27 protein-coding genes and 2 pseudogenes are annotated in these 25128 nt (G+C 70.5%); 8 read left to right on the top strand and 21 right to left on the bottom strand.

The window, feature by feature from the left end:
- The coding region (locus J4709_RS38440) for a TetR-like C-terminal domain-containing protein (RefSeq protein ID WP_208248781.1) at window positions 1–258 on the top strand (258 nt) is incomplete at its 5' end.
- A 98-nt stretch (window positions 259–356) separates the two neighbouring features.
- A complete protein-coding gene (locus tag J4709_RS55895; RefSeq protein ID WP_208248783.1) occupies window positions 357–1076 on the top strand; it encodes a DUF4253 domain-containing protein in 720 nt (239 codons plus the stop codon).
- Here J4709_RS55895 and J4709_RS38450 read toward each other — a convergent pair.
- The 5 genes and pseudogenes from J4709_RS38450 to J4709_RS38470 all read right to left on the bottom strand — a co-directional run.
- Window positions 1059–1319: pseudogene (locus tag J4709_RS38450) on the bottom strand (alpha/beta hydrolase family protein); the annotation flags it as partial. The gene J4709_RS55895 and the pseudogene J4709_RS38450 sit on opposite strands and share 18 nt — an antisense overlap.
- A gap of 307 nt (window positions 1320–1626) precedes the next feature.
- A complete protein-coding gene (locus J4709_RS38455; protein WP_208248787.1) occupies window positions 1627–2478 on the bottom strand; it encodes an oxidoreductase in 852 nt (283 codons plus the stop codon).
- A 118-nt stretch (window positions 2479–2596) separates the two neighbouring features.
- Window positions 2597–3472: a helix-turn-helix transcriptional regulator gene (locus tag J4709_RS38460; protein WP_208248789.1), complete on the bottom strand. Its 876-nt coding sequence runs from the start codon at window positions 3470–3472 to the stop codon at window positions 2597–2599.
- A 183-nt stretch (window positions 3473–3655) separates the two neighbouring features.
- On the bottom strand, window positions 3656–4951 hold the full coding sequence (locus J4709_RS38465) for an MFS transporter (protein ID WP_208248792.1): 1296 nt from the start codon (window positions 4949–4951) through the stop codon (window positions 3656–3658).
- Between the two features lie 2 nt (window positions 4952–4953).
- Window positions 4954–5481 carry a MarR family winged helix-turn-helix transcriptional regulator gene (locus J4709_RS38470; RefSeq protein ID WP_208248794.1) on the bottom strand — a complete coding sequence of 176 codons (528 nt, stop codon included), beginning with the start codon at window positions 5479–5481 and terminating at the stop codon, window positions 4954–4956.
- A 116-nt stretch (window positions 5482–5597) separates the two neighbouring features.
- Here J4709_RS38470 and J4709_RS38475 point away from each other — a divergent pair, with 116 nt between their 5' ends.
- The gene (locus J4709_RS38475; protein ID WP_208248796.1) at window positions 5598–5963 is read left to right on the top strand and encodes a hypothetical protein; all 366 of its coding nucleotides are present in this window, start codon (window positions 5598–5600) and stop codon (window positions 5961–5963) included.
- 21 nt (window positions 5964–5984) lie between these two features.
- Here the strand turns inward: J4709_RS38475 and J4709_RS38480 are convergent, their stop codons facing one another.
- The 7 genes from J4709_RS38480 to J4709_RS38510 all read right to left on the bottom strand — a co-directional run bounded on the left by J4709_RS38480 (window position 5985) and on the right by J4709_RS38510 (window position 12957).
- Window positions 5985–7439 (bottom strand): MDR family MFS transporter, encoded by a 1455-nt coding sequence (locus tag J4709_RS38480; protein ID WP_208248798.1) that lies wholly within the window; start codon window positions 7437–7439, stop codon window positions 5985–5987.
- Between the two features lie 109 nt (window positions 7440–7548).
- Window positions 7549–8202, bottom strand: a complete 654-nt coding sequence (locus tag J4709_RS38485) for an acyl-CoA-like ligand-binding transcription factor (RefSeq protein WP_208248801.1) — start codon at window positions 8200–8202, stop codon at window positions 7549–7551.
- Between the two features lie 180 nt (window positions 8203–8382).
- On the bottom strand, window positions 8383–9090 hold the full coding sequence (locus tag J4709_RS38490) for a COG4705 family protein (RefSeq protein WP_208248804.1): 708 nt from the start codon (window positions 9088–9090) through the stop codon (window positions 8383–8385).
- Between the two features lie 233 nt (window positions 9091–9323).
- Window positions 9324–9983, bottom strand: coding sequence for a response regulator (locus tag J4709_RS38495; protein ID WP_208248807.1), 660 nt, complete (start codon window positions 9981–9983; stop codon window positions 9324–9326).
- Window positions 9980–11209 carry a sensor histidine kinase gene (locus J4709_RS38500; RefSeq protein ID WP_208248810.1) on the bottom strand — a complete coding sequence of 410 codons (1230 nt, stop codon included), beginning with the start codon at window positions 11207–11209 and terminating at the stop codon, window positions 9980–9982. Before J4709_RS38500 ends, J4709_RS38495 begins: the two co-directional genes overlap by 4 nt.
- A 6-nt stretch (window positions 11210–11215) precedes the next feature.
- Window positions 11216–12031 (bottom strand): ABC transporter permease subunit, encoded by an 816-nt coding sequence (locus J4709_RS38505; protein WP_208248812.1) that lies wholly within the window; start codon window positions 12029–12031, stop codon window positions 11216–11218.
- Window positions 12028–12957: an ABC transporter ATP-binding protein gene (locus J4709_RS38510; protein ID WP_208248814.1), complete on the bottom strand. Its 930-nt coding sequence runs from the start codon at window positions 12955–12957 to the stop codon at window positions 12028–12030. Before J4709_RS38510 ends, J4709_RS38505 begins: the two co-directional genes overlap by 4 nt.
- Before the next feature lie 236 nt (window positions 12958–13193).
- On the opposite strand from J4709_RS38510, the gene msrA reads away from it, so the two are divergent.
- Window positions 13194–13703, top strand: coding sequence for a peptide-methionine (S)-S-oxide reductase MsrA (gene msrA / locus J4709_RS38515; protein WP_208248817.1), 510 nt, complete (start codon window positions 13194–13196; stop codon window positions 13701–13703).
- Here msrA and J4709_RS56245 read toward each other — a convergent pair.
- The gene (locus J4709_RS56245) at window positions 13643–14533 is read right to left on the bottom strand and encodes a tetratricopeptide repeat protein (RefSeq protein ID WP_208248819.1); all 891 of its coding nucleotides are present in this window, start codon (window positions 14531–14533) and stop codon (window positions 13643–13645) included. The genes msrA and J4709_RS56245 overlap by 61 nt on opposite strands.
- On the opposite strand from J4709_RS56245, the gene J4709_RS38525 reads away from it, so the two are divergent.
- Window positions 14524–14895 carry a histidine kinase gene (locus tag J4709_RS38525; RefSeq protein ID WP_208248822.1) on the top strand — a complete coding sequence of 124 codons (372 nt, stop codon included), beginning with the start codon at window positions 14524–14526 and terminating at the stop codon, window positions 14893–14895. The two genes, J4709_RS56245 and J4709_RS38525, sit on opposite strands and share 10 nt — an antisense overlap.
- A gap of 221 nt (window positions 14896–15116) precedes the next feature.
- Here the strand turns inward: J4709_RS38525 and J4709_RS38530 are convergent, their stop codons facing one another.
- Window positions 15117–15710 (bottom strand): TetR/AcrR family transcriptional regulator, encoded by a 594-nt coding sequence (locus J4709_RS38530; protein ID WP_208248824.1) that lies wholly within the window; start codon window positions 15708–15710, stop codon window positions 15117–15119.
- Window positions 15711–15768: 58 nt separating this feature from the next.
- Here J4709_RS38530 and J4709_RS38535 point away from each other — a divergent pair, with 58 nt between their 5' ends.
- The gene (locus tag J4709_RS38535) at window positions 15769–16497 is read left to right on the top strand and encodes an SDR family oxidoreductase (RefSeq protein WP_208248826.1); all 729 of its coding nucleotides are present in this window, start codon (window positions 15769–15771) and stop codon (window positions 16495–16497) included.
- A 602-nt stretch (window positions 16498–17099) separates the two neighbouring features.
- On the opposite strand, the gene J4709_RS38540 is transcribed toward J4709_RS38535, so the two are convergent.
- The 3 genes from J4709_RS38540 to J4709_RS38550 form a co-directional block, all read right to left on the bottom strand.
- The gene (locus tag J4709_RS38540; RefSeq protein WP_208248828.1) at window positions 17100–17807 is read right to left on the bottom strand and encodes a VC0807 family protein; all 708 of its coding nucleotides are present in this window, start codon (window positions 17805–17807) and stop codon (window positions 17100–17102) included.
- 9 nt (window positions 17808–17816) lie between these two features.
- Window positions 17817–18302, bottom strand: coding sequence for a MarR family winged helix-turn-helix transcriptional regulator (locus J4709_RS38545; RefSeq protein ID WP_208248831.1), 486 nt, complete (start codon window positions 18300–18302; stop codon window positions 17817–17819).
- A 146-nt stretch (window positions 18303–18448) separates the two neighbouring features.
- A complete protein-coding gene (locus J4709_RS38550) occupies window positions 18449–19411 on the bottom strand; it encodes a zinc-binding dehydrogenase (RefSeq protein ID WP_208248835.1) in 963 nt (320 codons plus the stop codon).
- A 76-nt stretch (window positions 19412–19487) separates the two neighbouring features.
- Between J4709_RS38550 and J4709_RS56250 the strand changes: the two are divergent.
- Window positions 19488–19988, top strand: a pseudogene (locus J4709_RS56250) (TetR/AcrR family transcriptional regulator); the annotation flags it as partial.
- A gap of 222 nt (window positions 19989–20210) precedes the next feature.
- Here J4709_RS56250 and J4709_RS55905 read toward each other — a convergent pair.
- Both J4709_RS55905 and J4709_RS38565 read right to left on the bottom strand, forming a co-directional pair.
- Window positions 20211–20807: a restriction endonuclease gene (locus J4709_RS55905; RefSeq protein WP_208248837.1), complete on the bottom strand. Its 597-nt coding sequence runs from the start codon at window positions 20805–20807 to the stop codon at window positions 20211–20213.
- A 1243-nt stretch (window positions 20808–22050) separates the two neighbouring features.
- Entirely contained in the window at window positions 22051–22530 is a 480-nt protein-coding gene (locus J4709_RS38565) for a hypothetical protein (protein ID WP_208248840.1), read from the bottom strand.
- A gap of 154 nt (window positions 22531–22684) precedes the next feature.
- On the opposite strand from J4709_RS38565, the gene J4709_RS38570 reads away from it, so the two are divergent.
- A complete protein-coding gene (locus J4709_RS38570; RefSeq protein WP_208248842.1) occupies window positions 22685–23047 on the top strand; it encodes a hypothetical protein in 363 nt (120 codons plus the stop codon).
- A 59-nt stretch (window positions 23048–23106) separates the two neighbouring features.
- On the opposite strand, the gene J4709_RS38575 is transcribed toward J4709_RS38570, so the two are convergent.
- Window positions 23107–23697 carry a hypothetical protein gene (locus J4709_RS38575; protein ID WP_208248844.1) on the bottom strand — a complete coding sequence of 197 codons (591 nt, stop codon included), beginning with the start codon at window positions 23695–23697 and terminating at the stop codon, window positions 23107–23109.
- 211 nt (window positions 23698–23908) lie between these two features.
- Window positions 23909–25099 carry a CapA family protein gene (locus J4709_RS38580; RefSeq protein WP_208248846.1) on the bottom strand — a complete coding sequence of 397 codons (1191 nt, stop codon included), beginning with the start codon at window positions 25097–25099 and terminating at the stop codon, window positions 23909–23911.
- Window positions 25100–25128 lie beyond the last annotated feature (29 nt).

The following is a 25128-nucleotide window of genomic DNA, read 5'->3' on the forward strand; positions in this document are numbered from 1 at the left end:
GTGCTGCGCCTGACCGTCGCCCTGTCGAACCGGGGCGAACGGGGTCTGCAGGCACGCGACGACTTTCTCGCCGAACGCACCCGGTTCGTGCAGGCCATGCTCGACCGCGCCGCCGGACGCGGCGAGCATCCACCCGACGTTCTGGACGTGCTCGACCACGTCATGGCCCCGATGTACATCCGCGTCCTGTTCGGCGCGGGCCCGCTCACCCCGGACTACATCGCCGGACTGGTCGACCGGCTGCTAGAGCAGACCTGATACCCGCCTCCTGGCAGAGATACGGATCGTTGCTGCCCATGTCCGCGTTCGCCCCTCCCGAAGGCCTGAGCGGCCGTCTGATCACGCCGGAACCCTCGGTGTTCGATGACTCACCTGCGTCCGAGCCGGTGTTGTGGGTCACCGACGACCTGCTGGACGTGGAGGAGGCCGGGCTACTGTGGGCCGGCCTTCTTCGTCGCCATGGCCAGACCGGTCAATGGCCGCTACTGCTGGGGGCCCGCGATCGTAGCGGCAGGCCGTGGCACACGGGCGAGCTCAACAACCCTCTCGCGCAGGGCAGCGCGGAGGCGGTCGACGTGGAGGCCTATCTCGCCGAAGAATGGACCGAGGCGTTCAACGACGCGGAACCCTCTCCCTTCGAGGCGTGGCCCGGCCCGGCCCCGGCCGGCGAGCCGGGACCCGACCCCGACCAGTGGGCCATCGAGCTGGCGAGCAGCCCGTCCGGTATCGCGGACATGCTCACCTGGCTCGACCACGGTCCCTATCTCGGCCTCGTGCACGCCCGCGACGGCGCCGAGGCCGTCCTGGCGTCCGGCTGGCCCGCGGACGTGATCCACGAGGGGCTCAGCGCGGTGCTGCGCACCTGGCAGGAGCGTTACGGCGTGCGTGTCTGCTCCCTTGGCGGCGCCGCCCTCAACGTCACCGTCGCCTGGCCGCCCCGGACCCTCGAACACGCCCGCCGCGTCGCCGCCGAGCACCACGCCTTCTGCCCCGACCTCAGGCAAGCGTTCTTCGACTTCGAGGAGTACGCGGAATCCATTGTGAACGCCCCGGTCTGGTCATTCTGGTGGGACTGAGAAGCGGTCGGCGATCCAGGCGAGGATGTCGGGCATGGCGCCGTCGTCGATGCCGCTGATCTGGCCGGGATAGGTGTCGTGTCCCAACCCCGGGTATGTGCGGTAGTCGACAGTGGAGCCGGTGCGGTGCAGCGCGTGGGCGACCTGGTCGGTCATCGCAGGGGTGACGACCGTGTCCGCCTGGCCCTGCAGGAGCAGGACAGGTCCGGCCACCGGGCGTGTGCTCGGCGATGGCGGCCAGGTTGGCGGTCGGGGAGGTCAACACGGCGCCGCGCCGGCGCTCGGGTGCCGCACCAGGCGTTCGGCGACGGCGAGCGCGGCACCGCCGCCCTGGGAATGTCCCCACAGAACCCAGTCGCGGGCGAGGTCGGGCAAGGCGTGGCGGGCGGCCCGCAGTGAGTAGAGGACGTCGTTGACTGCCGCGGTCTTGTCGCCCCGTCGCCCACGCGCCCCAGCCCGCGAGGCGGCGGCGAGGGGAATCGCGGCGCCTCCGGGCGGGGCGGTGGTCGCAGCGCCGTTACCGGGCGCTGCCTTGGTGACTCGTCCAGTGTCAGGCGACTGTTACTCCACCGTCAGTGGAGTCGGTGGAGCGGCTGAGTTCCTCCCAGGCGTCGAAGTCGTCCTGGACGCGTTGGCGCCCGGCGGCGACCAGGCGTAGCGCGTCCGAGCCGAGCAGGATGTGCACGGGCGGCTTCTCTGCCTCCAGGAGGGCGAGGACGGCGTCGCCGGCGCGATCGGGGTCGCCGATGCCCTGACCTGCGAGGGTCTGGCGGCGGGTCCGGATCGGGTCGAACAGCGCGTCGTAGTCGGCGATACTGCGGGGCGCGCGGACCAGTGACCTGCCTGCCCAGTCGGTTCGGAACGCGCCGGGAGCCACGGCGGTGACCCGCACGCCGAACTGGGTGACCTCTTGGGCGAGGGTGCCGGTCATGCCTTCCAGGGCGTGTTTGGTGCCTTCGTAGTACGCCAGTCCGGGGAAGGTGGTGTGCCCGCCCATCGAGGTGATGACGAAGATGTGGCCGTCGCGCCGCTCCCGCATGCCGGGCAGGACCGCTTTCACGGTCGCCACCGTGCCGAAGACGTTGACCTCGAACTGGCGGCGGACATCGGCCATCGATGTCTCTTCGAAGGTGCCTTCGAGCCCGTAGCCGGCGTTGGCGACGAGCACTTCGACCGGGCCCAGTTCCGCTTCGGCGGCCCGCACCGTGGGGTCGATCCGGTCCTCGTCGGACAGGTCGAGGACGTAGGCCCGGGCGCGGTCGGGGTCCAGTGCCCGGAAGGCGGCCGCGTGCTCTTCGGTGCGCACGGTGCCCGCGACCCGGTGCCCGGCCGTCAGGGCCCGTCGGGCGATGGCCAGTCCGAGGCCGGTGCTGACGCCGGTGATCAGGAATGTCTTGCTCACTGCGGGTGTCCTTTCGTGGATGAGTGTCAGGCCGCAGGGCGTGCGTGGGCACGGCGGCATGGACCCCGCGGGTACGGCGGGGCCGTGGTGGTGCTGGATCGCCCGGTTCGGGCGGTGGTCAGGACTCGGCGATGGCGTCCGAGGTGGTCGCGGTGGCGGGTTCGCTGCCCCAGCTGGCCAGCAGTCGCAGGCGTTCCTGAGACGGCGAGCCGGACGGCGCGGTGTAGACGACGAGCGATTGGCCCGGGTCGGCGACCGAGGTGAAGATCTCGTACTGCAGTTCCAGGTCACCGACGACGGGGTGGTGGAGGCGCTTGAGGCCGGTGCTGCGTTCCTGGACGCGGTGTTCCGACCACCACGCCGGGAACTCGGGTGAGCGCATCATCAGCTCACCGATCAGGTTGGCGATGCGCTGGTTGCGCGGCTGGGCGGCGGCGGCCAGCCGCAACCCGTGCACGTAGTCGCGGGCGACGCGTTCCCAGTCGCACCACACCAGGCGAGCACGCGGATCCAGCAGCGTCCAGCGCGCCATGCTGCGTTCCCGGCGCGGCAGTTCGGCCACATCGGGAAACAGCAGCGCCCACAACGGGTTCCCGCCGACGACGGTGAGGTTCCGGTCGCTGACGAAAGCAGCGGCCAGATCCATCGACTCCAGCACCTGCCGCAGCGCCGGCCGTAGCCGTGACGAGTGCTCGGCCTGGTCCTTGCGCCCGGCCGCGGCGCCCGCGAGGGCGAACAGATGCCGCCGCTCGATGTCGTCGAACCGCAGTGCGTCGCAGAGGGCGTGCAGTACCTGTTCGGACGGCTGCCGGGCGCGGCCTTGCTCCAGACGGGTGTAGTACTCGGTGCTCACCCCCGCCAGTTGCGCGACCTCACCGCGCCGCAGACCGGCGACCCGGCGACCGGCGTCGAACTCGACCGGCAGACCGATCTCATCCGGCGTCAGTCCAGCACGGCGGGCCCGCAGGAAGTCGCCCAAGTCGTTATCGCCCATGCCCCAAGTCTGCTGTTCACCCAGCCGATCACCAAGGGCGAAGCTGGTCCTGCCAGTACTACGCACCAGGTCGTGCGAGGCCGCGAGACCCCTGCAAGGGCCGCCGGGAACGTGATCGTGCGTGGTGAGACCGGCCGATCGGCGGTGGCCGTGCCGCCTACTGGCCGATCAGGCCGGGTGGGCTCACTGAGCCGGCGCCACTGCGGTTGGTTGCGCGTCCTCGGGCTCTTGCCGGGTCCGGTGCCGGCGCATCGGAGGGTTGACGAGACCGACGGTGATGACGGTGGTCGCGGCCGCCAGGCCGCCCGCCAGGAGAGCCACGGGCGCGGAGGTGAGGGAGGCGAGGAGTCCTGCGCGGAAGTTGCCGATCTCGGGCCCGGCGATGCCGATGACGTGTTCGACCGAGGAGACCCGGCCCCGGTAGTGGTCGGGTGTTTCGAGCTGGACGAGCGCGCCTCGGGTGATGACGGCGATGGTGTCAGCCGCGCCGGCGGCCGCCAGGCAGGACAGGGCGAGCCACAGCGGCCCGGCCAGGCCGAAGCCGGCGAGGGCCAGGCCCCATGCCGTCGCCGCGACGAGCTGGACCAGCGCGCTGCGGCGCAGCCGGGTGACGGTGCCGGAGAGCGTGCCGGCGGTGAGTCCGCCGACCGCGATCGCGGACAGGAACAGCCCCAGGGTTCGGGGGTCGCCGCCGAAGCGGAGTTCGTTGACCAGGGGGAACAGTGCGACGGGCATGGCCAGGCCGGTCGCCGCGAGGTCGACGGCGAAGGAGCCCCACAGGGTCGGGCGCCGCAGGATGACGCGCCAGCCCCCTGGGAGCGGCCCGCGGCGTTGACGCGCGCCCGGCCCGGGGTGCTGCTCATCGCCGGTGCGCGGCGGGGGCATCGCGGGCAGCCGGACCACGGCGGCCAGTGACGCGGCGGTGGTCAGGGCCTGGATGGCGTATGCGGCGGGATACCGCCATTGCGCGAGGACGATGCCGGCGATGGCGGGTCCTATCAGCATCGCCGCCTGGAAGGCGAGGTTCTGCAGGGCGAGCCCGGCGGCGACCTGGTCGGCGGGCAGCAGCCGGACCGGGAAGGTGCGCCGGGCCGGTGCCCCGAGGGCCGCACAGCCGGCCTGGGCGGCGACCAGTGCGAGCAGCAGCGTCACCGATCGGTTGTCCGCGGCGGCCTGCACGACGAGGCCGATGGCCGCCAGCGCCTGGCCGCCGGTGGCGGCGCGGACGAGGCTCCGGCGGTCGACGGTGTCGGCCAGCGCCCCGCCGACCAGGCCGAGGACGAGGAGCGGCACGCCGGTGGCCAGCCCGATGGCCCCCGTCCACAGCGGGCTACGGGTCAGCTCCCAGACCTGCTGCAGGACGGCGACGACGGCGATCTGCTGACCGATCGAAGCGAGCGAGGCGCCGATCCACAGGGCGCGGTACGGCCGGCTGCTGCGCAGCGGGCGGACGTCGAGGAGCGTGTCACGCCAGGCCACCGCTACGGCCGGGTCGTGGTGGAAGGCGCTTCGGGCCCGACGGCGGGCAGCAGCCCGTCGAGGTGGAGAAGGATCCGTTCTCTCATGGGCCGCCTGGCCAGGGCGTTCTCGAGTTCGGTGACGGCGGCGCTGAGCGGATGGGGCGCCTCGTCGTCGAGTTCGGCGATCGCTGCCTCGGTCGCGCGCCATTCGGCTTCGAGGAAGGGGATGAGGGCGCGGCCGCGGTCGGTCAGGGTGATGCGCCGCGTGCGGGCGTCGGCGCCGGGTTCGGAAGCGACCAGGCCTTCACGGCGCATCGCCGCGATCGTCTGGCTCATCGCCGAGTGCGAGCGCTCCAGCGACTCGGCCAGTTCACGGATCGTCAGCGGGCCGGCATGGGCGAGCCGGATCAGGGGGTAGGCGAACCGGGGGCGGACGCCCTCGATGCCCCGGTCGGTGTACAGGGATTCGATCTGGCTATCGATGTCGGCCAGCAGGGTGTGCAGCGCGTGCCACCGGCCCGGCGAAGCGGTGGGGTCAGAAGATGTCACAGCACTAATATAACAGCGCTGATGCTTTCTGTCGGGCTGGTGGTGGACGAGGGCGGCGGAGGGCAGGAGACCTGGCTTACAGGCCGTTCAGGTGAGGCGAGGAGACGAGCACTGCCATGAAGCCGATCGTCGCTCCGTACGGCCGCTGGGAGCCGGCGACCCCTGCGCAGGTCGCCTCGCTGTTTTCGGCCCGGCGGATCCAGGTGATGCTCGACGAGACAAGACACGGCGAATGGGCATCGCGCCGCGACTCGGGTCTCCGCCGCCCCTGGGCCGACATCGGGGACGTCAGCCCGGACGGCGTCCCCTACCTCGCACCCGAAATCCAGCTGTACTACAAAGCCGAACAGCCTCGGCCAAAGGACGAGATCGATTTCCTCGCGGCGTTGCCCTTCCTCACCGCTGAGCGGCGGCGCTGGCTGAGCGAAGCCTTGTCACGCGGCTTCGGAGAACACCCCTGGCAAGAACGGCTCACCTGTTGAACCAGGTCATTTCGCGACCGGTCAGAGGGCGGGGACCGTGGCGTCCTCGCTGGGTTGGCGCTGTGGTGGGCGGGAGGGGATGAGCAGGGCGAGCACGATGGAGATGGCGGCGAAGCCCAGGACCCACCAGAAGGTGCGCCCGTAGGCGCCGGCCAGGCCGTCGGGGGTGATGGTCTGGGTGTCGACGAGGTGGTCGATGCGGTTCTGCAGCACGATGATGAGGACGGCCGAGCCGAACGAGGAGCCGAGCTGCATGATGATCCGGTTCGCTGCGCTGGCCCGTGGGATCGCCGGTCCCGGGATGTCGCGGATCGCGGCGGCCATGGCGGGGACCATGACCATGCCGATACCGGCGCCGCTGAGCACGAGTGCGCCGCTGAGCAGCACCTCGTTGGTGTGCGTCCCGAGCTGGGTGAACATGGCCGAGCCGGCGCCGGTGAGGGCCAGGCCGCAGATGACCAGCAGCCTGGGGGCCGCTCGGTCGGCGAGCTTGCCGACGGCGAACAGGGAGACGGCCATGCCGAGTCCCTGCGGAGCCAGGAGGAGCCCGGCCTCCAGCACGCTGTGCTGGCGGGCTTGCTGGTAGTAGAGCGGCAGGACCCCCACCGCGCCGAACAGGGCGACGCTGGCGAAGAACAGCACGCTGGAGGAGGACAGGAAGCTGCGGACCTTCAGCAGCCGCAGGTCGACGATCGGGGTGTCGATGCGCAGGGCGTGCACGCAGAACGCCGCGAGCAGCGCGAGGCCGATCATCAGCGGGATCACGACGTGGCGGTCGGTGAACGTTCCGTACTTGCCGGCCTCGGTGAGCGCGAAGACCACCATCGCGCAGCCCGGGGCCAGCAGCAGCAGGCCGAGGACGTCCAGCCGCCCGGCGTGGGGCGACCTGGCGGTGGGCATGGCCCGCCAGGCGAGGACGATGGCGGCCAGGCACACCGGAACGTTGATGAAGAAGATCCAGCGCCAGTTCCAGTCCTCGACGATGACGCCGCCGAGGACCGGGCCCAGCACCGGGGCCAGGGCCGAGGGGACCCCCATCACGCCCATGACGCGGCCCAGCCTTGACGGGCCGGCCTCTTGGGCGAGGATCGCCATGCCCAGGGGGAGCACCATGCCGCCGCCCAGGCCCTGCAGGAGGCGGAACGCGATGAGGCTGGGCGCGTCCCAGGCGGCGCCGCACAGCACCGACCCGAGCAGGAACAGGCCGATGCTGATGATCCACATCGTCCTCGCGCCGAAGCGGTCCAGGGTCCAGCCGGACAGGGCCATCACCGCGGCCATCGCCAGCAGGTAGCCGGTGGTGACCCACTGGATGGTGAGCAGGGAGGTGTCGAACTCCTTGAGCAGGGTGTTGTACGCGATGTTGGTCATCGTCGCGTCCATCTGCATCATGATCGCGCCCAGCGTGACGGTGATCATGAGGGTGACCAGGCGGGCGGGCAGCCGTCCGCCGTCCGCTCGTTCGTTGATTGTCACCAGGGGGCTTCTTCCTTTGAGGGCGCCGGCACCACCGATTTGGGCATGCCGGATGGCGCGGTCACCAAGGAGGCGCCGCGGGCGCGAACGAGGGGGAGGCGGTGGGGTGCTAGCGGGGTGTGTCGGCCGGCGGCATCGGCAGGCCGGCCGCCAGTTGTCTCAGCGCCTCCCGCAGCAGTTCGGTGAGCGGGGCCGGTGGGTCGGACCGCAGCCACCGGTCGGTGGCGACGTGAACGGCGGCCGTCACCGTGGCGGCGACCAGCCGGGGGAACAGGTCGCGATCGGCGTCGGTTCCGGTGCGGTCGGCGACCGCCGCGGTGAACTCGTTGCCGGCCGCCATGCCGATCCTCAGGGTCTCGGCCTGCAGGGCCGGCTCGGCGGCGATCAGCCGGATGCCGGCGAGCGTCTGCGGATCAGGGGTGCCGTGCGCCTGGTCCGAGCCCGCCAGCGGAGCGAGGACGGCCTTCGTGATCGCTTCCCACAGTGGCTCATCGCCGGGGCGTTCTCGCAGTTCCCGGGCTGATCGCCGCATCCGGTCGACGTGACGCGCCGCCAGCGCCTCGTACTTGCTCGTGAAGTAGTTGTTGAAGGTCCGCGTCGACACCCGCACCTCGGCGGCGATGTCCTCGACCCGCACGTTCTCCAGCCCCCGCTCGACGGCCAGCCGCACCGCGGCCAGCGTCAACGCCTCCCGGGTCGCCTGCTTCTTCCATTCCCGCAGCCCGGACTGCGGACGGTCCTCCTGTGCACGGTCGATCGCCATGACCCCACTCTACAAAAACTTTCTGGCTCGGCAAAGTTTCTGAGCCGGAAAGTTTGAGCCGGGCTGATCGTCCGGAAGACGGGAGACTCGGCACCGCGGCCAGGCGCGGCCGATGTCGCTTCCGTCCAGGTCAGCGGTCTGATCCAGCACTGAGGCGCCGGCCACGGTGTAGGCGCTGCTTCATGCACTGTCTTTATGTGTGGCGGTGAGGTAGCCGACGAAGCCGGCGATGATGACGGCGAGGGCCAGGCTGACCGGCCCCGTGCCCAGGGCGAGGCCGCCCCGATCGTGTGACACCCCCATCCAGTCGGCGAATGATGCGCCGAGCGGCCGGGTGAGGACATAGGCCGCCCAGAAGGCGAAGACGGCGTTCATTCGCAGCAGGCCGTATGCGAGGGCCGGGAGCGCGATAAGGACGGCGAACACGACGCCCGAAGCCAGGTAACCGAGGTGGAGGGTGACCGCGGACATGTCGCCGGTGGCGGTGCCGAGCGCGAATGTCGTCATGACGGTGGCCCAGTAGAACAGTTCGCGGCGTGCCGTCACGATGCCGTGAATGGACAGCGTCTTTTCGCTCACATACCAGATCGCGAAGACCGCCGTCAGTGCGATCACGAAGAATACGGTCGAGGCGAGGTACGGGATGCCGAGGACGACGTGCAGCGCGTCGGCGGCCATCGTGCCGAAGACGCTGACCATGGTGACGGATGTCCAGTATATCCAGGGGACATATCGTCTGGCGCGGAACTGAAGTGCCAGTGATGCCGCGAGAAGGGCACCCGCCAGCAGGACCGCGATGATCGGATCGAGGCGGTGGGCCAGGTAATCGGAGGTCGTCTCGCCCATGCCGGTGGTCAAGATCTTGATGATCCAGAAGTAGGCCGTCACTTCCGGGACGTTGCTTAGCGCCCGCTGGGCCGCGCTAACGGTGCTTGTTTGAACTTGACTCGTCGCCATGTCGATGATGATGGCATAAGTGATGCCCTCTGGTGGGGATATTCATCAATTCAATACGCTATCCAATGTTCTGTACGCACATTTTCACAAGGTGATGCACGGGTTATTTGAAACCGGCGTGAAAGGTAAGTGCTGAACCTTTTCTCATCCGGTGGGGGCGCGGTTCACGGCGGTCGCAGCAGTCCGGTCTGGTAGGCCAGCACGACCGCCTGGACGCGGTCGCGGAGCCCGAGCTTGGGGAGGATCCGGCTGACGTGCGTCTTCACCGTCGCCTCGGAGAGCCCGAGTCCGGCGGCGATCTCGGCGTTGGACAGCCCCTTGGCCATCTCGATCAGCACTTCGCGCTCCCGGTCGGTGAGCCGGTCGAGGCGCGGATCGTCGGTCGAGGCCGGCGGCGCGCCCGCATGGCGGGTGAAGGTCTCGATGAGCACCCGGGTGAGCCGGGGCGCGACGACGCCGTCGCCCGCGGCGACCGTGCGGATGCCCGCGATCATCTCGGCGGGCTGGACGTTCTTGAGCAGGAATCCGGCGGCGCCCGCTCGCAGGGCCGCGAAGGCGTACTCGTCCAGGTCGAACGTCGTCAGGATGAGGACGCGCGAGCCGGCGTGGTCGCGGGCGATCCGTTTGGCGGCCTCGATGCCGTCCATGCCCGGCATGCGGACGTCCATCAGCACCACGTCGGGGCACAGCGCGCTCACCTGCGCGACGGCCTCGGCGCCGTCGCCGGCCTCGCCGACGACGGCGATGTCGGGCTGTGTCTCCAGCACCAGCCGGAAACCCATGCGCAGCAGCGGCTGGTCGTCCACGAGCAGAACGCTGATCATCGGGTGCTCTCCGGCTGGGACGGTTCGAACCGGGCGTACACGCGCCAGCCGCCCCCGGGGAGCGGGCCGGCCTGCATCATGCCGCCGTAGACGGCGACGCGTTCGCGCATCCCGGCGATGCCGTGCCCGGTGCGCCGCTCCTCGGACGCGGCGCCGGCGGGCGGTCGTCCGTCATCGGTGACCTCGACCTCGATGTTCGCGGTGGTGCAGGCGAGCCGTACCTTCGCACGGGTCCCCGGCGGCGTGTGCTTGCGGACGTTGGTGAGCGCCTCTTGGACGAGCCGGTAGACGGCGAGCTCGGCTCCGGAGGTCATGGCGGGCGGGCGTCCCGTCGTCACGAACTCGACCGGGAGCCCGGCGGCGCGCACCTCGGTGAGCAGCGCGTCGAGCTGGCTCAGGCCGGGCTGCGGGCGCCGGGAACCGGCCGCGAGCGAGGTGTCGCGGCGGAGCACGTCGAGGACGCGCTGCATCTCCGCGATGGCCTGACGTCCGATCTGCGACGCCTTGGAGACCGCGTCGGCGGCCTGGTCGGGCGCGGTCGGCAGGGTGTAGGCGGCGCCGTCGGTCAGCGCGACCATGACCGACAGGCTGTGCGTGACGATGTCGTGCACGTCGCGGGCGATCCTCGCGCGCTCCTGCGCGGCGACGATCTGGGCCTGCTGGTCGCGTTCCTTCTCCAGGCGGGCGGCGCGGTCCTCCAGCGACGCCATGTAGGCGCGGCGGGTACGCATGTTGAGCCCGATGACGGCGGCGGCCGTCGTCATGCCGGACAGCAGGACGAAGACCTTCAGCAGGTGGCCGCGCGGGGCCCATTGGACGGTGGCCATCGCGACGCCGAGTTCCACGACGCCCGCCGAGACGATCAGCCGGCGCAGCGTCGAGTGGGCCGCGACCGAGTACAGCGCGATCAGCACGGCGACGTCGCCGGTGGACAGGAGTACTCCGCCGAGCCATTGCACGAGCGCCAGCGCCGCGACCACGCCGAAGGCGGCGAACGGCGCGCGGCGCCGCCAGATCAGCGGCACCAGGAGCGCGATCTGCAGGCCCCAGCCGACGAGAGGCTGCTTCGGTGGCTCTCTGAGCAGGTGCGGCACCCCGGACAGGAGCACGAGGAGCGCGAACGCGCCGTCGGCGGCGGCGGGATACCGGTCGGCGAGCGCGCGCAGCCGATGGACCCGGCGTGTTACGAGCGTGCCGGAACCGGGCTCGGGCCAAGAGCCGCTCATCGACTGTCAGGCGTCCCTGCGCTTGAGCAGGTAGGCGGCGACCGCCATCGCGGCGGCGGTGTAGAGGACGAAGACCCCGAATCCCGTCCACGGGGCGAGCGAACCCGGGTCGGGGGCGTTGGTGAGCAGGTCACCGCCGGCGTTGCTCGGCAGGTAGGGCGTGATGTGCTTGCCCCAGGACGTGAGGTTGAGGACTTCGCCCAGGACCGGGAGCACCAGCAGGATGCCGAACAGCGCGGCGATGGCGCCGGCGGTGCTGCGGATGATGGTGCCGAGCGCGGTGCCGAGGAGGCCGACGACCGTCAGGTAGAGCCCGACGCCGATGACGATCCGCAGCGCCTGCGGTGAGGAGAGCGTGGCCTGGACGTGCCGGGTGGAGAGGATCGCCTCGCCGCCGAGGAAGGCCGCGAACGACGCGATCTCCATCATGACCAGGACGACCACGCCGAACACCGCGGCCTTGGCGCCCAGCACGGGGAGGCGGGCGGGGACCGCGGACAGGGTGGCGCGGATCATGCCGGTGGAGTACTCCCCGGTGATCACCATGACGCCGAGCACGCCGACCGCGAGCTGTGCGATGACGTAGGGCCGCAGCGGCACGGTCACCGCCATCGTCGCGGCGTGCTCGACCGGCCGGGCGCGGTCGCCGAGGCGGCTCGCGAAGCCCCAGCTGAACAGCATCCCGAGGGCCACGGTGGCGACGATCGCGGCGAGCAGCGTCCAGAAGGTGGAGCGCAGCGTCCAGAGCTTGATCCACTCGGAGTTCAGGACGCGCGGCAGGGTGACCCTGCCGGTCCGGAGAGGGGGCGTGGCGGTGGTCATGCGGCGGACTCCTCGGCGGCCCGGACGGGGGCCCGGTACTCGACGGACTCGCCGGTCAGCTCCATGAACGCCTCTTCCAGCGATGCCTGCTGCGGTGCGAGTTCGAACAGCGTGATGCCGTTGCCGGAGGCGATCCGGCCGATCTCGTCGCTGGTCATCCCGCTGACGAGCAGGGTGCCCTCCTGCGGTTCGGTCACCGTGACGGACGGGCCCGCCAGCAGGTCGCGCAGCCGCGCCGCCCGGGGGGAGCGGACCTTCACGCGTCCGGTGGAGGCGCGCTCGACGAACTCGGCGACGGAGGTGTCGGCGATCAACCTGCCCCGGCCGATGACGATGAGGTGGTCGGCGGTCAGGGCCATCTCGCTCATCAGGTGAGACGAGACGAAGACCGCGCGCCCTTCGGCGGCCAGATCCTTCAGCAGGTTGCGGATCCACAGGATGCCCTCGGGGTCCAGGCCGTTGACCGGCTCGTCGAGGATCAGCGTCCTGGGATCTCCCAGCAGCGCCGAGGCGATCCCGAGACGCTGGCCCATCCCGAGGGAGAACCCGCCGGCGCGCTTGCGGGCGACGTCGCGCAGGCCGACCAGGTCGGTGACCTCGTCGACCCGGCCGCAGGGGATGCCGGTGGTCGCGGCGAGCGCGAGCAGGTGGCTGTAGGCGGTCCGGCCCGTGTGGACGGCCTTGGCCTCCAGGAGGGCGCCGACCTCGTGGAGGGGGGCCGCGTGGCCGCTGTACGGCCGGCCGTTGACGGTGACCGAACCGGAGGTCGGCCGGTCCAGGCCGAGGATCATCCGCATCGTCGTCGACTTGCCCGCCCCGTTCGGACCGAGGAAGCCGGTGACGACACCGGGGCGAACGGTGAACGACAGGTCGTCCACCGCCGTCTTGTCGCCGTAGCGTTTGGTAAGGCCCCTGGCCTCGATCATGTCCGTGTCCTTGGAAGCGTCAGCGGCGTGCTCAGCATGAACGCTAGGGCGCCCGTCCCGGCCAGCTCGTCCCCCGACCGGATGATTCCGGCAGGTCGCGAAGCTCCATCCCCCGATGTACGGCTACATCGGGCGATGGACGGAGCACCGCCCGTCGACCGTCGGTGGCCTATGGAATAACGCTGAAGAGACGTCGGCTGTAACCACCGACGAAGGACACGAGGGGGGCAAAGAGCATGGCAACCGAGAGGGCACTGCTCGCCGGCGGCTGTTTCTGGGGGATGGAAGAGCTGTTCCGCCGGCAGCCCGGAGTGGTCTCCACCCGGGTCGGCTACAGCGGCGGCGACGTGCCGAACGCCACCTACCGCAACCACGGGTCCCACGCCGAGACCATCGAGGTCGTCTACGACCCGGACCAGACCGACTTCCGGGCGCTGCTGGAGTTCTTCTTCCAGATCCACGACCCCACGACGGTGGACCGGCAGGGCAACGACATCGGCACGAGCTATCGCTCCGCGATCTTCTACACCTCGGACGGGCAGCGGAAGGTCGCCGAGGACACCATCGCCGACGTCGACGCCTCCGGCCTGTGGCCGGGCAAGGTCGTCACCGAGGTGACCGCCGCCGGCGACTTCTGGGAAGCCGAGCCGGAGCACCAGGACTACCTGCAGAAGTACCCGAACGGCTACACCTGCCACTTCCCCCGCCCCGGCTGGAGACTGCCCAAGCGGACCGCCGGAGCCTGACGCTGCGGCCCGGGCGGCGGGCGCCGGGACGACCCAGGCGCCCCTGCCGCAGGCGGTTGTTTCCTAGCGTGGAGGTAGAGCGTGGCCGCTTCTTCGAGAAGCGGGACGGCCTGGGGGAGCATCTGGTCGGCGCAGAAGAGGGTGCCGAGGTTGTGCAGGGTTTGGGCGAGCGCCGTCGTTTGGGCACCCGGGTCGGTCGCGACCAGTTCGCGCCGAATGGCCAGGGCCTCCTGGAGAACCGGGAGAGCCTCGGAGGATCGCTGCGCCTGGGCGTACGTCTGCCCAGCGACGTGATCGGCGTCAGCGAGTCGGCGGGTGAGGGCTTCCGCTTCGTTCAGCGCGGTTCGCGCCTCGGGGAGACAGCCCAGGTCCCCGTAGGCCTGGCCGAGATGGCCGAGCGAGAATGCAAGATCGACCTGGAATCGGAGGTCCGTCGTCACGAGGTCACGGCGGATCCGAACGGCCTCGGCGGCGGCGACCGCCCTGTCGGTGTCACCGAGAGCCCGATGGCTGAGGGCCAGGTTGTGCAGCGCCTGCGCCAGGCCCGGTCGCGCCTCCTCGGCCTCGTCGGCCGCCAGATCGCGGAAGGCGGCGACGGCCTCCTGCGTGGTCTGCAGTGCGTAGGGGAGCTGACCGGCCTCCCAGAGACGGACTCCGAAGTCGAGCAGCGCGCCGGCGAGGTGTCTGCCGTGACCGTGCGGTTCCGCTGCGGCAAGTGTCCGAGCGTAGACGCCGGGATTCGGCGGACAGGCCGCGGAGCATTCCGACGGCCTGGAGGTTGGCGGCGAGGGCCGTGTCAGGATGGCCTGATCGTGCGTAAGTGATCGCAAGCGTGCTCAGCGCGTTCGCGAAGTCGAGCTTGTACTGGGGGGGCGGCGCCGGCCAGTTCGCTGAGGTGCTTGACCGCCTCCTCGTGGCGACCGGCGTCGGTGAGGTTGACCGCATGGTTGTCCAAACGCCCGACCTGGCCGTCGAGACGCTCGCCGGGCTGACCGTCGGGGCCTCGCCGGAGATCGTGGAGCGGATTCTGGCGCCACTGCTCGACAATGCGCGCCCCCACGCCGCCACCACGGTCGTCGTCCGACTGGAGCCCGGTGTCGTGGAGCCCGGCGTCCGAATCGTGATCCACGACGACGGCGCCGGTGTGCCCGAGTCCGCGCTTCGAGCCCGAGTTCCGGGCCGAGCCCGCTGACGGGCATCAGGGCGCCGGCCTCGGGCTCGTCCTGGCCCGCAGGCTCGCCAGGTCCGCGGGCGGCGACCTGACGCTCGAGAAAAGCGCGGCCTTCGTGGTCACCCTGCCGCCCGGCTGACCGGACCGGCGAGATCACCTCACGCCGCCCTACCGGAGCCGGCCCCCTTCCGGGCACGCTGAAGGCGGCGATCACGGCCCGACGACGAACACGTTCCGGGCCGTCAGTCGAGGTCGGCGATGGAGGTCAGGAGCGGGACCAGCAGGACGGGGAGATCGGCGTGGGGACGGCCCAGGTCGGCGGCCATCGCGTCGCAGGACGGGAAGGACGTCACCGCGGCGGCCGCCGCGCTCGCCTCCAGCACTCCGAACGGCGGGCGCAGGCGTCCCGCGCCGTCCAGCCGCTCGACCGCGGCGGTCACCTGCGCGAGCCGCCAGCGCTCGCGTCCGGCGATGACGTCGCGGACCTCCGGATCGACCTCGGCGAGGCTCACCAGGCGGCGCAGCAGATCGGGATCGGTGCCCCAGAACCGGCAGATCCCGGTCACGGTTCCGCGGAACGCGTCCGGCGCGTCCGGCCGGTCGAGGGCCTCCCGCAGGTGCGGGACGACCTCGGAGCGGCCCGCGAGGTCGTCGGCGACCGCTTCCAGGAGGCCGGGCTTGGAGCCGAACCGGCGGTAGACCGTCACGCGGGTGACCCCGGCCTCGGCGGCGACCCGTTCCATGCTCAGCCCGTGGTAGCCGGCCTCGACCAGGTGGCGCCGTGCCGCGTCCATGACCGCGCGGCGGGTGCGCTCGATCCCGGCTGCTCGCTGCATGCCCTTGATGATACAGCTTGTATATTGAGATACATCCTGTAACGCGAAGGAGGATGCCATGGGGACCACAGCGCTCGTGACCGGGGCGAACAGGGGACTGGGCAAGGAGACCGCGCGGCAGTTGGCGCGGCGGGGCATGACCGTCCTGCTCGGCAGCCGGGATGCGGACCGGGGCGCCGAGGCCGCGCGGGGCCTCGCGTCCGAGGGCGACGTGCGGCCGCTGCCCCTCGACGTCACCGACGCGCCGAGCGTCGCGGCCGCCGCCGCCCGGATCGGCGACGAGCACGGCCGTCTCGACGTCCTCGTCAACAACGCCGGGCTCATGGCCGAGGCGCTCGCCACCGAGATGACCGCCGACGACATGCGCCGCACCTACGAGGTCAACGTCTTCGGCGCCGTCACCGTCCTGAACGCGATGCTGCCGCTGCTGCGCCGCTCGGCGGCCCCGCGAGTGGTGAACGTGTCCAGCACGACGGCGTCCCTCACCCTGACCGGCGGCGGCGCGGACTTCGGCGGCGACGCGCACCTGCGGCTCGCCTACTCCAGTTCCAAGGCCGCGCTGAACATGCTGACCGTCCAGTACGCCGCCGCCTTCGCCGCCGACCCCGACCTCGCGCACGTCAAGATCAACTCTGCGACGCCCGGGTACGTCGCGACGGACATGAGCGCGCACCGCGGCACCCGCACCGTCGAGGAGGGCTCCCGGATCGTGGTGGACCTCGCCACCCTGCCCGCCGACGGCCCCACCGGCGGATTCTTCCGAGAGCAGGGCCCCGTCCCCTGGTGAGGCGGACGATCCCGCGCGGCGGAGCTACCCGGTCGTCCTGTTGAAGCCGGGGGACGGTTAGGCCCCCAGCCAAGCCCCCGGCGCGACCATGAAGTTTCGGAGGGCGCAGGCAGGCCGGCCGTGGTGGTCATGGGGCCTGCGACATCACCGGTGATGTGACGAAGAGCGCGTGAACCGCGGGGCGGATCTGGGCGGCGACCACGTCGGGGCTGGAGGCGTCGAGCTTGCCGTCCAGGTGCGGGAACGCCGGACCTTGTGCGCTTTGTCGTCGGGCCGGAGCAGCGCGGGCCTCTGAAGTTCGTCGATCAGCATCTGTTCTTCCCGCCCGTCCGGCTCTCTGTGGTCGCCTTGACCTGCTCGCCGGCCATCGGCGAGGTGCCTGTGCTCCACCCGGGGCCGAGCGCGCGGCGCAGGTGGTCGTTGGTGAAGGTACTTCGCCGATCAAGTTGCGACCGGACGCTCTGGACCCGCTGGAAGTGCGCCTCGAGTTCGAAATCTGTGATTAGTTCAGGCGAATCGAAAAGTGACCGATTGGGCCGGCCCGTTGTCGTGGCATCGCGGCCTTTGTCGTGCCGGGGCCGTGTGGCCGAACGAACGTCGGCCTATCTGTTTTCTGCGTTCCTGGTGAGGCGCGCTGGAGCATCGGTGCCGACCGGGTGGGCGGCTTCGTCGCCAGAGGTCAGGGCGGCTTGTTGGGCGTCGACGATGCGCCTCAGCTTGGGCACCTGGAGGCGAATCAGGACGAGCGCTCCAGCGAGCAGGATGATTCCCGGTACCTCCTGGGCCCAGACCGCGTCGGCGACCGAGGAGGCGGTGAAGATGATGACCAGGCGCAGGGCCGCGTAGGCCAGCATTCCGATCCCGACAAAAGAGCTGAGGCGTGTGTGGATGCGCCGGAACTCGGCCGACTGGTCCCAGGTCGCTGCGTAGGCGCGGGCGCGGACGGGGTCGCCCTTGGTGGCCATCGGCTCGGCCGCCGGGTAGGTGATCGGACGCCCGGCCGCGCTGGAGGCCAGCAGCGCCCCTCCGCCGATGGCGAGGTAGAACGCGGCGCGGGCCAGGACGAGGCGCGGGCTGTCGGTGGCCAGGGCGAGCACGACCGACAGGACCAGTTCCGCGCAGACCAGCGCGCCCAGCAGGTCGACTCGGCGCCTGCGGACGCTGTTGACGACCGTGGTGACGCCGGCGGCCGAGCCGGCGACGGTGAGCGCCCAGACATCGTCCATGCCCAGGGCGTGGAGCAGGAAGTAGCCGGCGGTCGGGACCACCAGGTCTAACAGGAGGGGGAGGAGGGTGGCGAGACGCTTCAACTGTGTTCCTTAGCGGCTTTTCCAGCCAGGTGCGCTGGGAGGGGGGTCCTTCTCGTTGACGGCCTGCGCGGAGGCGCGGAACTTCTCCAGCAGGCGGGCGAGTTCCGCGACGTCCTCGTCCGTCCAGTCCGCGACGAAGGACGCGAAGCGGGCCTTGCCCTGCCGGGTGAGCCGGTCGACGGTCTCGCGCCCGGCATCGGTGAGGGTCAGGATCGACGCGCGCCGGTCGGCGGGATCGGGGGCCGCGGTGATGTACCCGGCCTGGGTCAGCGCCCGCAGGTGATGGGTGACGGCCGAGCGGTGCACCTCAAGGTGGTCGGCGATCTGTGAAGGGCGGACGCCCTCGCGGGGATCGTCCCGCTGGGCCGCGCCGATGACCTGCAGGACGGCGAGCGCCGCGGCGTCGGGGATCGCCTTGCGCGCGCGCTGCATGTTGTCCAGCACCGCGAACAGGGCCTCGGTCAGACGTGTGACTCCGGCTTCGCGTGGCGGCATGACCGCACCCTACATAAAGTTGATTTAGTAAATCAACTATCTGCGCGCCTAGTCGGTTGGTGAGCCTGTGGGGCGGCCTTGCCGGCGCCGGCCGGCGCCCTCTGGGCTATCGGGACCGTGTCCGGCGTCTCGGCGTTGTTGCTAGCTCAGGGGTGGAGCACGATGCGGCCGAAGACCTTGGCCGCGTCCATTTCGCGGTGGGCTTGCGCCGCTTGGTCCAGTGGTAGGACGTCGTGCACGACCGTGCGTAGATCTCCGCGTGCGGCGTCCGCGAACTGGGACGACCGGACGGCTTGGCGGTCGGTGCCTGGCACGGTGTCGGCGCTGAAGGTGGCGAATGACAGCGATCTGCGGAAGGCGTCCATCAGCCGCATGCCGAAGTCCGCCGGCGGCCGCCCGGCGACCACACCGACCGCGACGTATCGCCCGTTGGGGTTCAGCTTGTCCAGGAAAAGGGGAAGCTGGGGGCCTGCCACGACATCGATCACCACGTCGAAGCCTGCCGGTGCGTCCGGGCCGCCCTCGCCGGAGCGGTCGAGGACGTGGGTCGCGCCCAGGTCCCGCAGGCGCGTGCCACGTCTCGCCGACGAAGTGGTGACCGCCACGGCGCCCGCACCGGCCCTGGCCGCGAGCTGGACCGCCGTGATCCCGATGCTGCCCGCCGCGCCGCGCACGAGCACCGACTCGCCGGGGGTGAAACGGGCCCGGTCCAAGGCGAAGTGGGCGACCACGCCGGAGCCGCCGAGCGTCACCGCGTCCGCGCCGGTCAAGCCGTCGGGCAGCGCGAGGACGTCCTCGACCGCGGCGACGGCCTGTTCGGCGTAGCCACCGGACAAGCCGGTGAACGCCCACACGCGCCGTCCGATCCATGAGGCGTCCACGCCATCTCCCGTCGCGGTGATCCGTCCCGCGACCTCGCTGCCGAGGAGATGGCCCTCCCGGAAGCCGTGGGCGGCGAGCGCTCCCCGGCGGATCACGGCGTCCACGCCGCCCACCCCGATCGCCTCCGTGGCGATCCGCACCTGCCCCGGCCCGGGAACGGGCATGGGCACATCGACGACCTCCAGGCCATCGGGGTCTCCGAACGTCCTGATCACGACGGCTTTCATCTCTTCTCCTCAGGTCGGTGGCACTGCCATCGGACCGTAACGGACGCCCCCGTCCGTTTGGCTAAAGTGAGAAACGATGACCAGCCATTCGTCTCGGATCGCGCGCTCGGACGCCCGCGATAACCGGGCCCGCATACTGGACGCCGCCCGCGCGGTGTTCGGCGAAGAGGGCCTGAGCGCGCCCATGCGCGAGGTCGCCCGGCATGCGGGCGTCGGCCCCGCAACGCTGTACCGGCACTTCCCGACCAAGCAGGCGCTGATCGCCGAGACGTTCGCCGAGCAGCGGCGAGCCTGCCAGGCCGCCGTCCGTGACGCCCTCGCGGACTCGGACGCCTGGCACGGATTCCGGACGCTGATCGAGCGGATCTGTGAACTCCACGCGCACAGCCGGGGATTCGCCGACGCGTTCATGACGGCCTTCCCCGAAGCCATGGACTTCGCCGCCGACCGGGAGCGGACCCTGCGCGCGGTCGGTGAACTGGCCCGCCGTGCCCAGGAGACCGGCCGGCTGCGCCCCGGCTTCGTCGTCGACGACCTGGTCCTCATGCTCATGGCCCACCGGGGCCTCCAAGACACGCCGCGCACCGCCCGAGTCACGGCCTCCCGTCGCTTCGCCGCCTACGTGTTCGAGGCGTTCCGCGCCGAACCGGAGACAGGAGCGCCCACGCCGCTGCCGCGAGCACCGCGCCTGCAACTCACGCCCGAGGTGCAGCCACCACCGAATGCACCAGGGCGATGGGCTGGGCGCCAGAACGGGTGGGCGCGGCTCCAGTTCTCCGCTCCGCCGGACGCGGTGCCGCTAGGGGCTGTCTGCGGTGATGCCGAGGACCTCGTGCAGATGGACACCATCGGTGGCCCAGCGGATGAGCGCGGTCTTGTCGATGAGGTGGACGCCGGCTTTCGCGGAGAAGGCACGGGCGTCGCGGGTGTAGCCGCTCGTGGTGACGACGAGTTTCATCCGGGCTTGGTAGATGGGCCAGGCGGCTCCTGAGACCTTCTGGACATCATCGGACCTGACTCTGTTGTTCGGGTTGTAGTGCTTGACCTGGACCATCCAGCGCTCGTCGAGGGCGGGGTCATAGCCGGTGACGTCGCCGGAGAAGTCACCGGTCTTGCCGGTGTGCTCCGCGTCGATTCCGTCGCAGCGCATCAAGTACATGACCGCGACTTCGAAGTCTCGCCAGTGCATGTCTCGCATCTGCTCGAACGTCAGGCTGTAAGAGGCGACCCTTCTGCGGCGCTCCTGTTCAGCCGCCCACAGCGACCGCCAGTACCGGTCGGCGCCGAACGCGGTCACTGCGAGAGCCGGCAGCACCAGGTACCAGTAGGTGATCGAGAGCCGCCACGCAAAGGTGCCCAGCCACGCCAAGGCCAGCAGCGTCAGGGCCCAAGCCACCAATCCTTCGACGCTACGCGGCCGCCCGGGGGAACGTGAACCAGCGTGGCAGCCACCAAGGGTGCGCTGCCCAATGCTCCTCTTCGGGCCAGTCGGGACCCATGCGCTCCTCCTGCCCGCCGCGAGGCCACGCGCCCGTGGAAAGGATCGAAACACGCCGGACCGACAGAACCCGTCACGCATCCGGGACGGTAAGAACAATGTCGACCAAAAGAAAGGCGGACGCCCTCGATCGGCACCGGATGTCCGGGGCTGTAGGCCCTGGCTGCATTGCCAGGTCAGACGGGTCGCTACGTTGTGGGATGAGTACCACGAGGTGGGTGAGCCCGGGCCTGCCATCTGTCGCACGCCGCCGTCATAGCGGATCTAAATCTATCTACAGCGGTCCTTTACAGGTAGGTAGTGAGCGCGGACGATGCGGTCCTGCTTGTTCCGAGGAGGGCGCGTGGCCCACAACAGCAACTGCGCTCACGCCAGGCGGCCCGGTTGCGAGTGTGACTGCGGCGGCGCGATGCACGGCTGCCAGGGGGCGTTCGAGGTCGCGGGCGCCTCACTCGCTAAGGTTCGCGCCTATCTGCAAGAGCAAGAAGCGGATTGGATCAACAGGCCTTCAGGGGTGAACCGTCAGCAGGCGGCGATCGGCTGCGCCAGGGCGGACGTCGTCGCCTGGTTGCATCGCGATGGCCGGCTTCTGGAATGCGCGAGGGCCGCCGAAGAGGCCGCGTTCGAGGACACTGGGGATCTGCCCGAGCAGGGTCTGGTGCTGAGGGGCCTCAGAAAGCAGTTCGGCTCAGGGCCGATGAAGGAATTTCAGGAGTGGGCGAACAGAACGCACTTCTGGTGTGAGTTGCTGGCCCAGATGGTACGGGCGATCACCGACTATAGGGTTCTCCGAGGGCGAATGATCCCCAGCGTGGAGAAGGCCATCTCACGCGGAGAGGCCCCGGCATTGCCGGATAGGTTGGCGGAGGCCGGGATCATCGGCGTTGCGGTGAACTCGGCCTGGAGGTACGTCCTTCACTACATCCTCGAGACATCGAGTCTGCAAACGACGCTCATGTCGTTGCTGAACAGTGGGCATGTGGAGCCGCTCATCTGGCCGATCCGACGGTTCCTCGCTGGCCGCGCCGTGACCTGCCTGCATGGCGCCGGCTGCGGGGCAGCAAGGCTCTCGCGTCGTCCGCAGCGGCTGCGGTCGGCCCGATCGCCACGTTCGCGGAGCTGCTTGTCGATCGAAACCGAGTCAGGTGCTCTTGACCTCGGCGATCGCGCCGCGCAGCGTGTCCAGGAACGCCTTGCCGTCCGCGTCGTCGCCCAGGCCGATGTAGAACGAGGCGGGCTCCGTCGCCGCTGTCCACAGCCCGGTCGCGCTGACCCCGGTGTCGATGTTCGAGGCCAGGCCCCGACCGACGCTCACATCCTCAAGGCGGATCGAGCGGACGTGCACGCCCCGCTGCTCTCCGGCCACTGCCACGACCAGGTAGCGGGGCAGGATCAGGGCGACTGTGGTGTGCTCCTTGTCGGGATCGCCCGACTTCGTCAGCCGCGCCAGCAGGCCCGGTCGCTTCAGCCGCGTGCTGCGCGTCTCGCAGCACCACCACGCCGCGCCCAGCACGTCGCCGAGCTGGTGCGCCTCGGCGTGCGCGGCGATCGCGTCCCGCACGACCGGATCGAGCGTCCCGGCCTCGCACCGCCTGCTGGAACGTTCGTAAAGCCGATCCATCCACGACCTCCCGAGATCAGCGCAAGCGTATGGTGCCGCAACCTCGAAGACCCTCCTCCGACCTGCGGATCCGCCGTCCACAAGTGGTCGGCGGGCACCGGCCCTGCCCTTCCGCCGGGCCGCCCGGTGTCTGGCTGGCCTTCTGCTGAACGAGATGGCCCCGGGCGATGCTTCCAACCGCGAAGTGATGATGCGGGGCGTCTTCGACAAGGTCAGGCTGCGCAATCACCTCGCCCCCGACGTCGAAAGCGGCTACACGAGCTGCGCCGGCGCCACGACCACCATCTATAGAGCAGCCGAGACCGGCACACCGATGATCGTCATCACCGGCCGCAACAACGGCGCCGATCCTTTTCGTTCTCGTTCACCCCGCCCGGCTATGACCGGGGACCCGTGCCGCACGTGCGTTCGGGGAGTTCCGTGCGCTACGCCTCGTTCGCCGTCCGCACCGGATGGCGGCCGTTCGCGCGTCGCCGACGTCGGCGAGGCTGACCGGTTCCTGGCCGACCTGCTCTGAGGAACACCGGCCGGGTGGCGTCGTCCACGCCCTCGGCGCGAGGTTCTCCTGCTCGCGGGTCAGCGCCACCCGTGCGCATCTGGTCGGTAGGGCCGGTAGGGCCTCGGTCCGGCGAACGGCGCCGGCGGCACAAGGCCGTCGCCCGGCCAGAACGGCGCCCGCGCCACGAAGGCGCGGACATGTCCCTCCAGTTCGCGCAGGCGCGCTACCCGGTCGGCGCCGCCGTACTCGGTGCTCGTCCCGTCCGGGTGGTGCATCGTGAGGGTGGTATGCGGGCCGTTGGCCAGCAGCGTCGCCGACAACTGCGGCAGCCCCAGCGGCATTGCATCGCACTGGTCGGCGCGCCCGAGGGCCACGACGGCGTTGCTCACTCCCTCCCAGTCACCCACAGCGCCCCACAGTCGGCCGCCATTCAGCTCGTACGTCAGCGTCGAGACCGGCACCACGCATCCGGGGCTGCGGTCGGGGAACTCGGTCAGGCACCGGTACATGCGACCGCCGTCGGGCTGCGGTACCGACGGATGCAGGAGCGTGGCCGCGTGCACGATCGTGGCGTTGATCGGCACCGGATGCCGCGCCTCCTCATAGGGCTCGTGCAACGTCAGCAGGTACACGTCGACGCACTCGCGATCATCATCCAGGCCGGCCATGCGCGGCACAGTAGCGGTTCAAGGCGCCCACCGTCGGCCGGCCCCGAGGACCGCCGAGATTCCAAGGCGAGACCAGTACGCGCATGTATTGGCTCAGCAGGTTAGGCGGACCTGAAGGCGTTCGTACCGCCGGACGTCGTCGCGGACCCGAAGGAAGCCGCGTCGGGCGTCCAGCGGTGTCGTCCTTGAGAGTCGGCGCCGGCCGGCTGTTTCAGGGGCCCGCGAGTTGCTCGGCGGAGGCCGGGGAGTTGGGGAGGGGGCCGTCCAGTACGGGGACCTTCGGTCCCAGGTCGCGGACGGCCGCCGTTGTCCGGTCGAGCGCCGCGCGGTATCGGGCGCGGGTTCCGGCGGGAAGGTCGCCGCGGGCGAGAGCACGGGGCAGGTCGACGAGCCGGATCGGCGGGCCCGGCTCCACGAGGGTCGGGACGAACGACGCCGCCGCGCGCCAGCGGCCCGCCGCGTCGCGGGTCAGCCGGAACCGGGCGACCAGGCCCTCGTGGGTGTCCTCACTGTTGGCGATCGGGTTGGCGATCTGGTTGCCCATGCCGTACGCGACCCACTTGCCGTTGATCTGTTCGAATGGCTGCACGACGTGCACATGGTCGCCGATGATCAGGTCGACGTCGGGTGAGGCGAGCAGGCGGCGGGCCAGCGCCCGCTGCTCGCCCGTGGGCGCGTGCTGGTACTCCTCGCCCCAGTGCAGGCTGACGATGACGATCGCGGCGCCACCCGCTCTGGCGCGGGCGGCGGCGTGCAGGATCGCGGGCGCGTCCAGCCCGGAATTGACCAGCCACGGCCGGTTCGACGGGATCGGAACGCCGTTGGTGCCGTAGGTGTAGGAGAGTTGCGCGACCTTCACACCCCGTACGTCGAGCAGGTCGGCGCGTTCGGCCTCGGCGGGACCGCGCGCCGATCCGGTGTGCTTGACGCTGGCGGCGTCCAGGGCACCGAGCGTTCGCCGTACCCCGGCGTCACCCTGGTCGAGGGTGTGGTTGGACGCGGTGGAGCAGGTGTCGTAGCCGAGGTCGCGGATGGCGTCGACGATCTGCGGCGGGGAATTGAACGCGGGATACCCCTCGAACGGGCCGCTGCGCGTGGCCAGTGGCGTCTCCATGTGGCAGATGCCGATGTCGGCGGTGTCGATGAGGGGACGCAATTGGCTGAGCATGGGGACGAAGTCCCAGCCGTGGTGGCCGCTCTTCGCGGCGTCCTCGGCGGCCTGCGTGATGAGCGGCTGGTGCAGGAGGAAGTCGCCGGTGGCCGCCACTGTGATCGTGGCGGGCACCCTGGCCGCGGCAGCACGCCGAGCGGACGGAGCATGGCTCACGTCGGCCGTGCATCCCGCCAGGGTCGTGGCGACCGCCGCGGCCAGCAGGAACGTCGTCGTCCGAGAAGTACTCATCACACCGACCGTCATTCCTGGCATAAGTG

The organism is Actinomadura violacea (assembly GCF_017573465.1).
Classification (GTDB): Bacteria; Actinomycetota; Actinomycetes; order Streptosporangiales; family Streptosporangiaceae; genus Spirillospora; species Spirillospora violacea.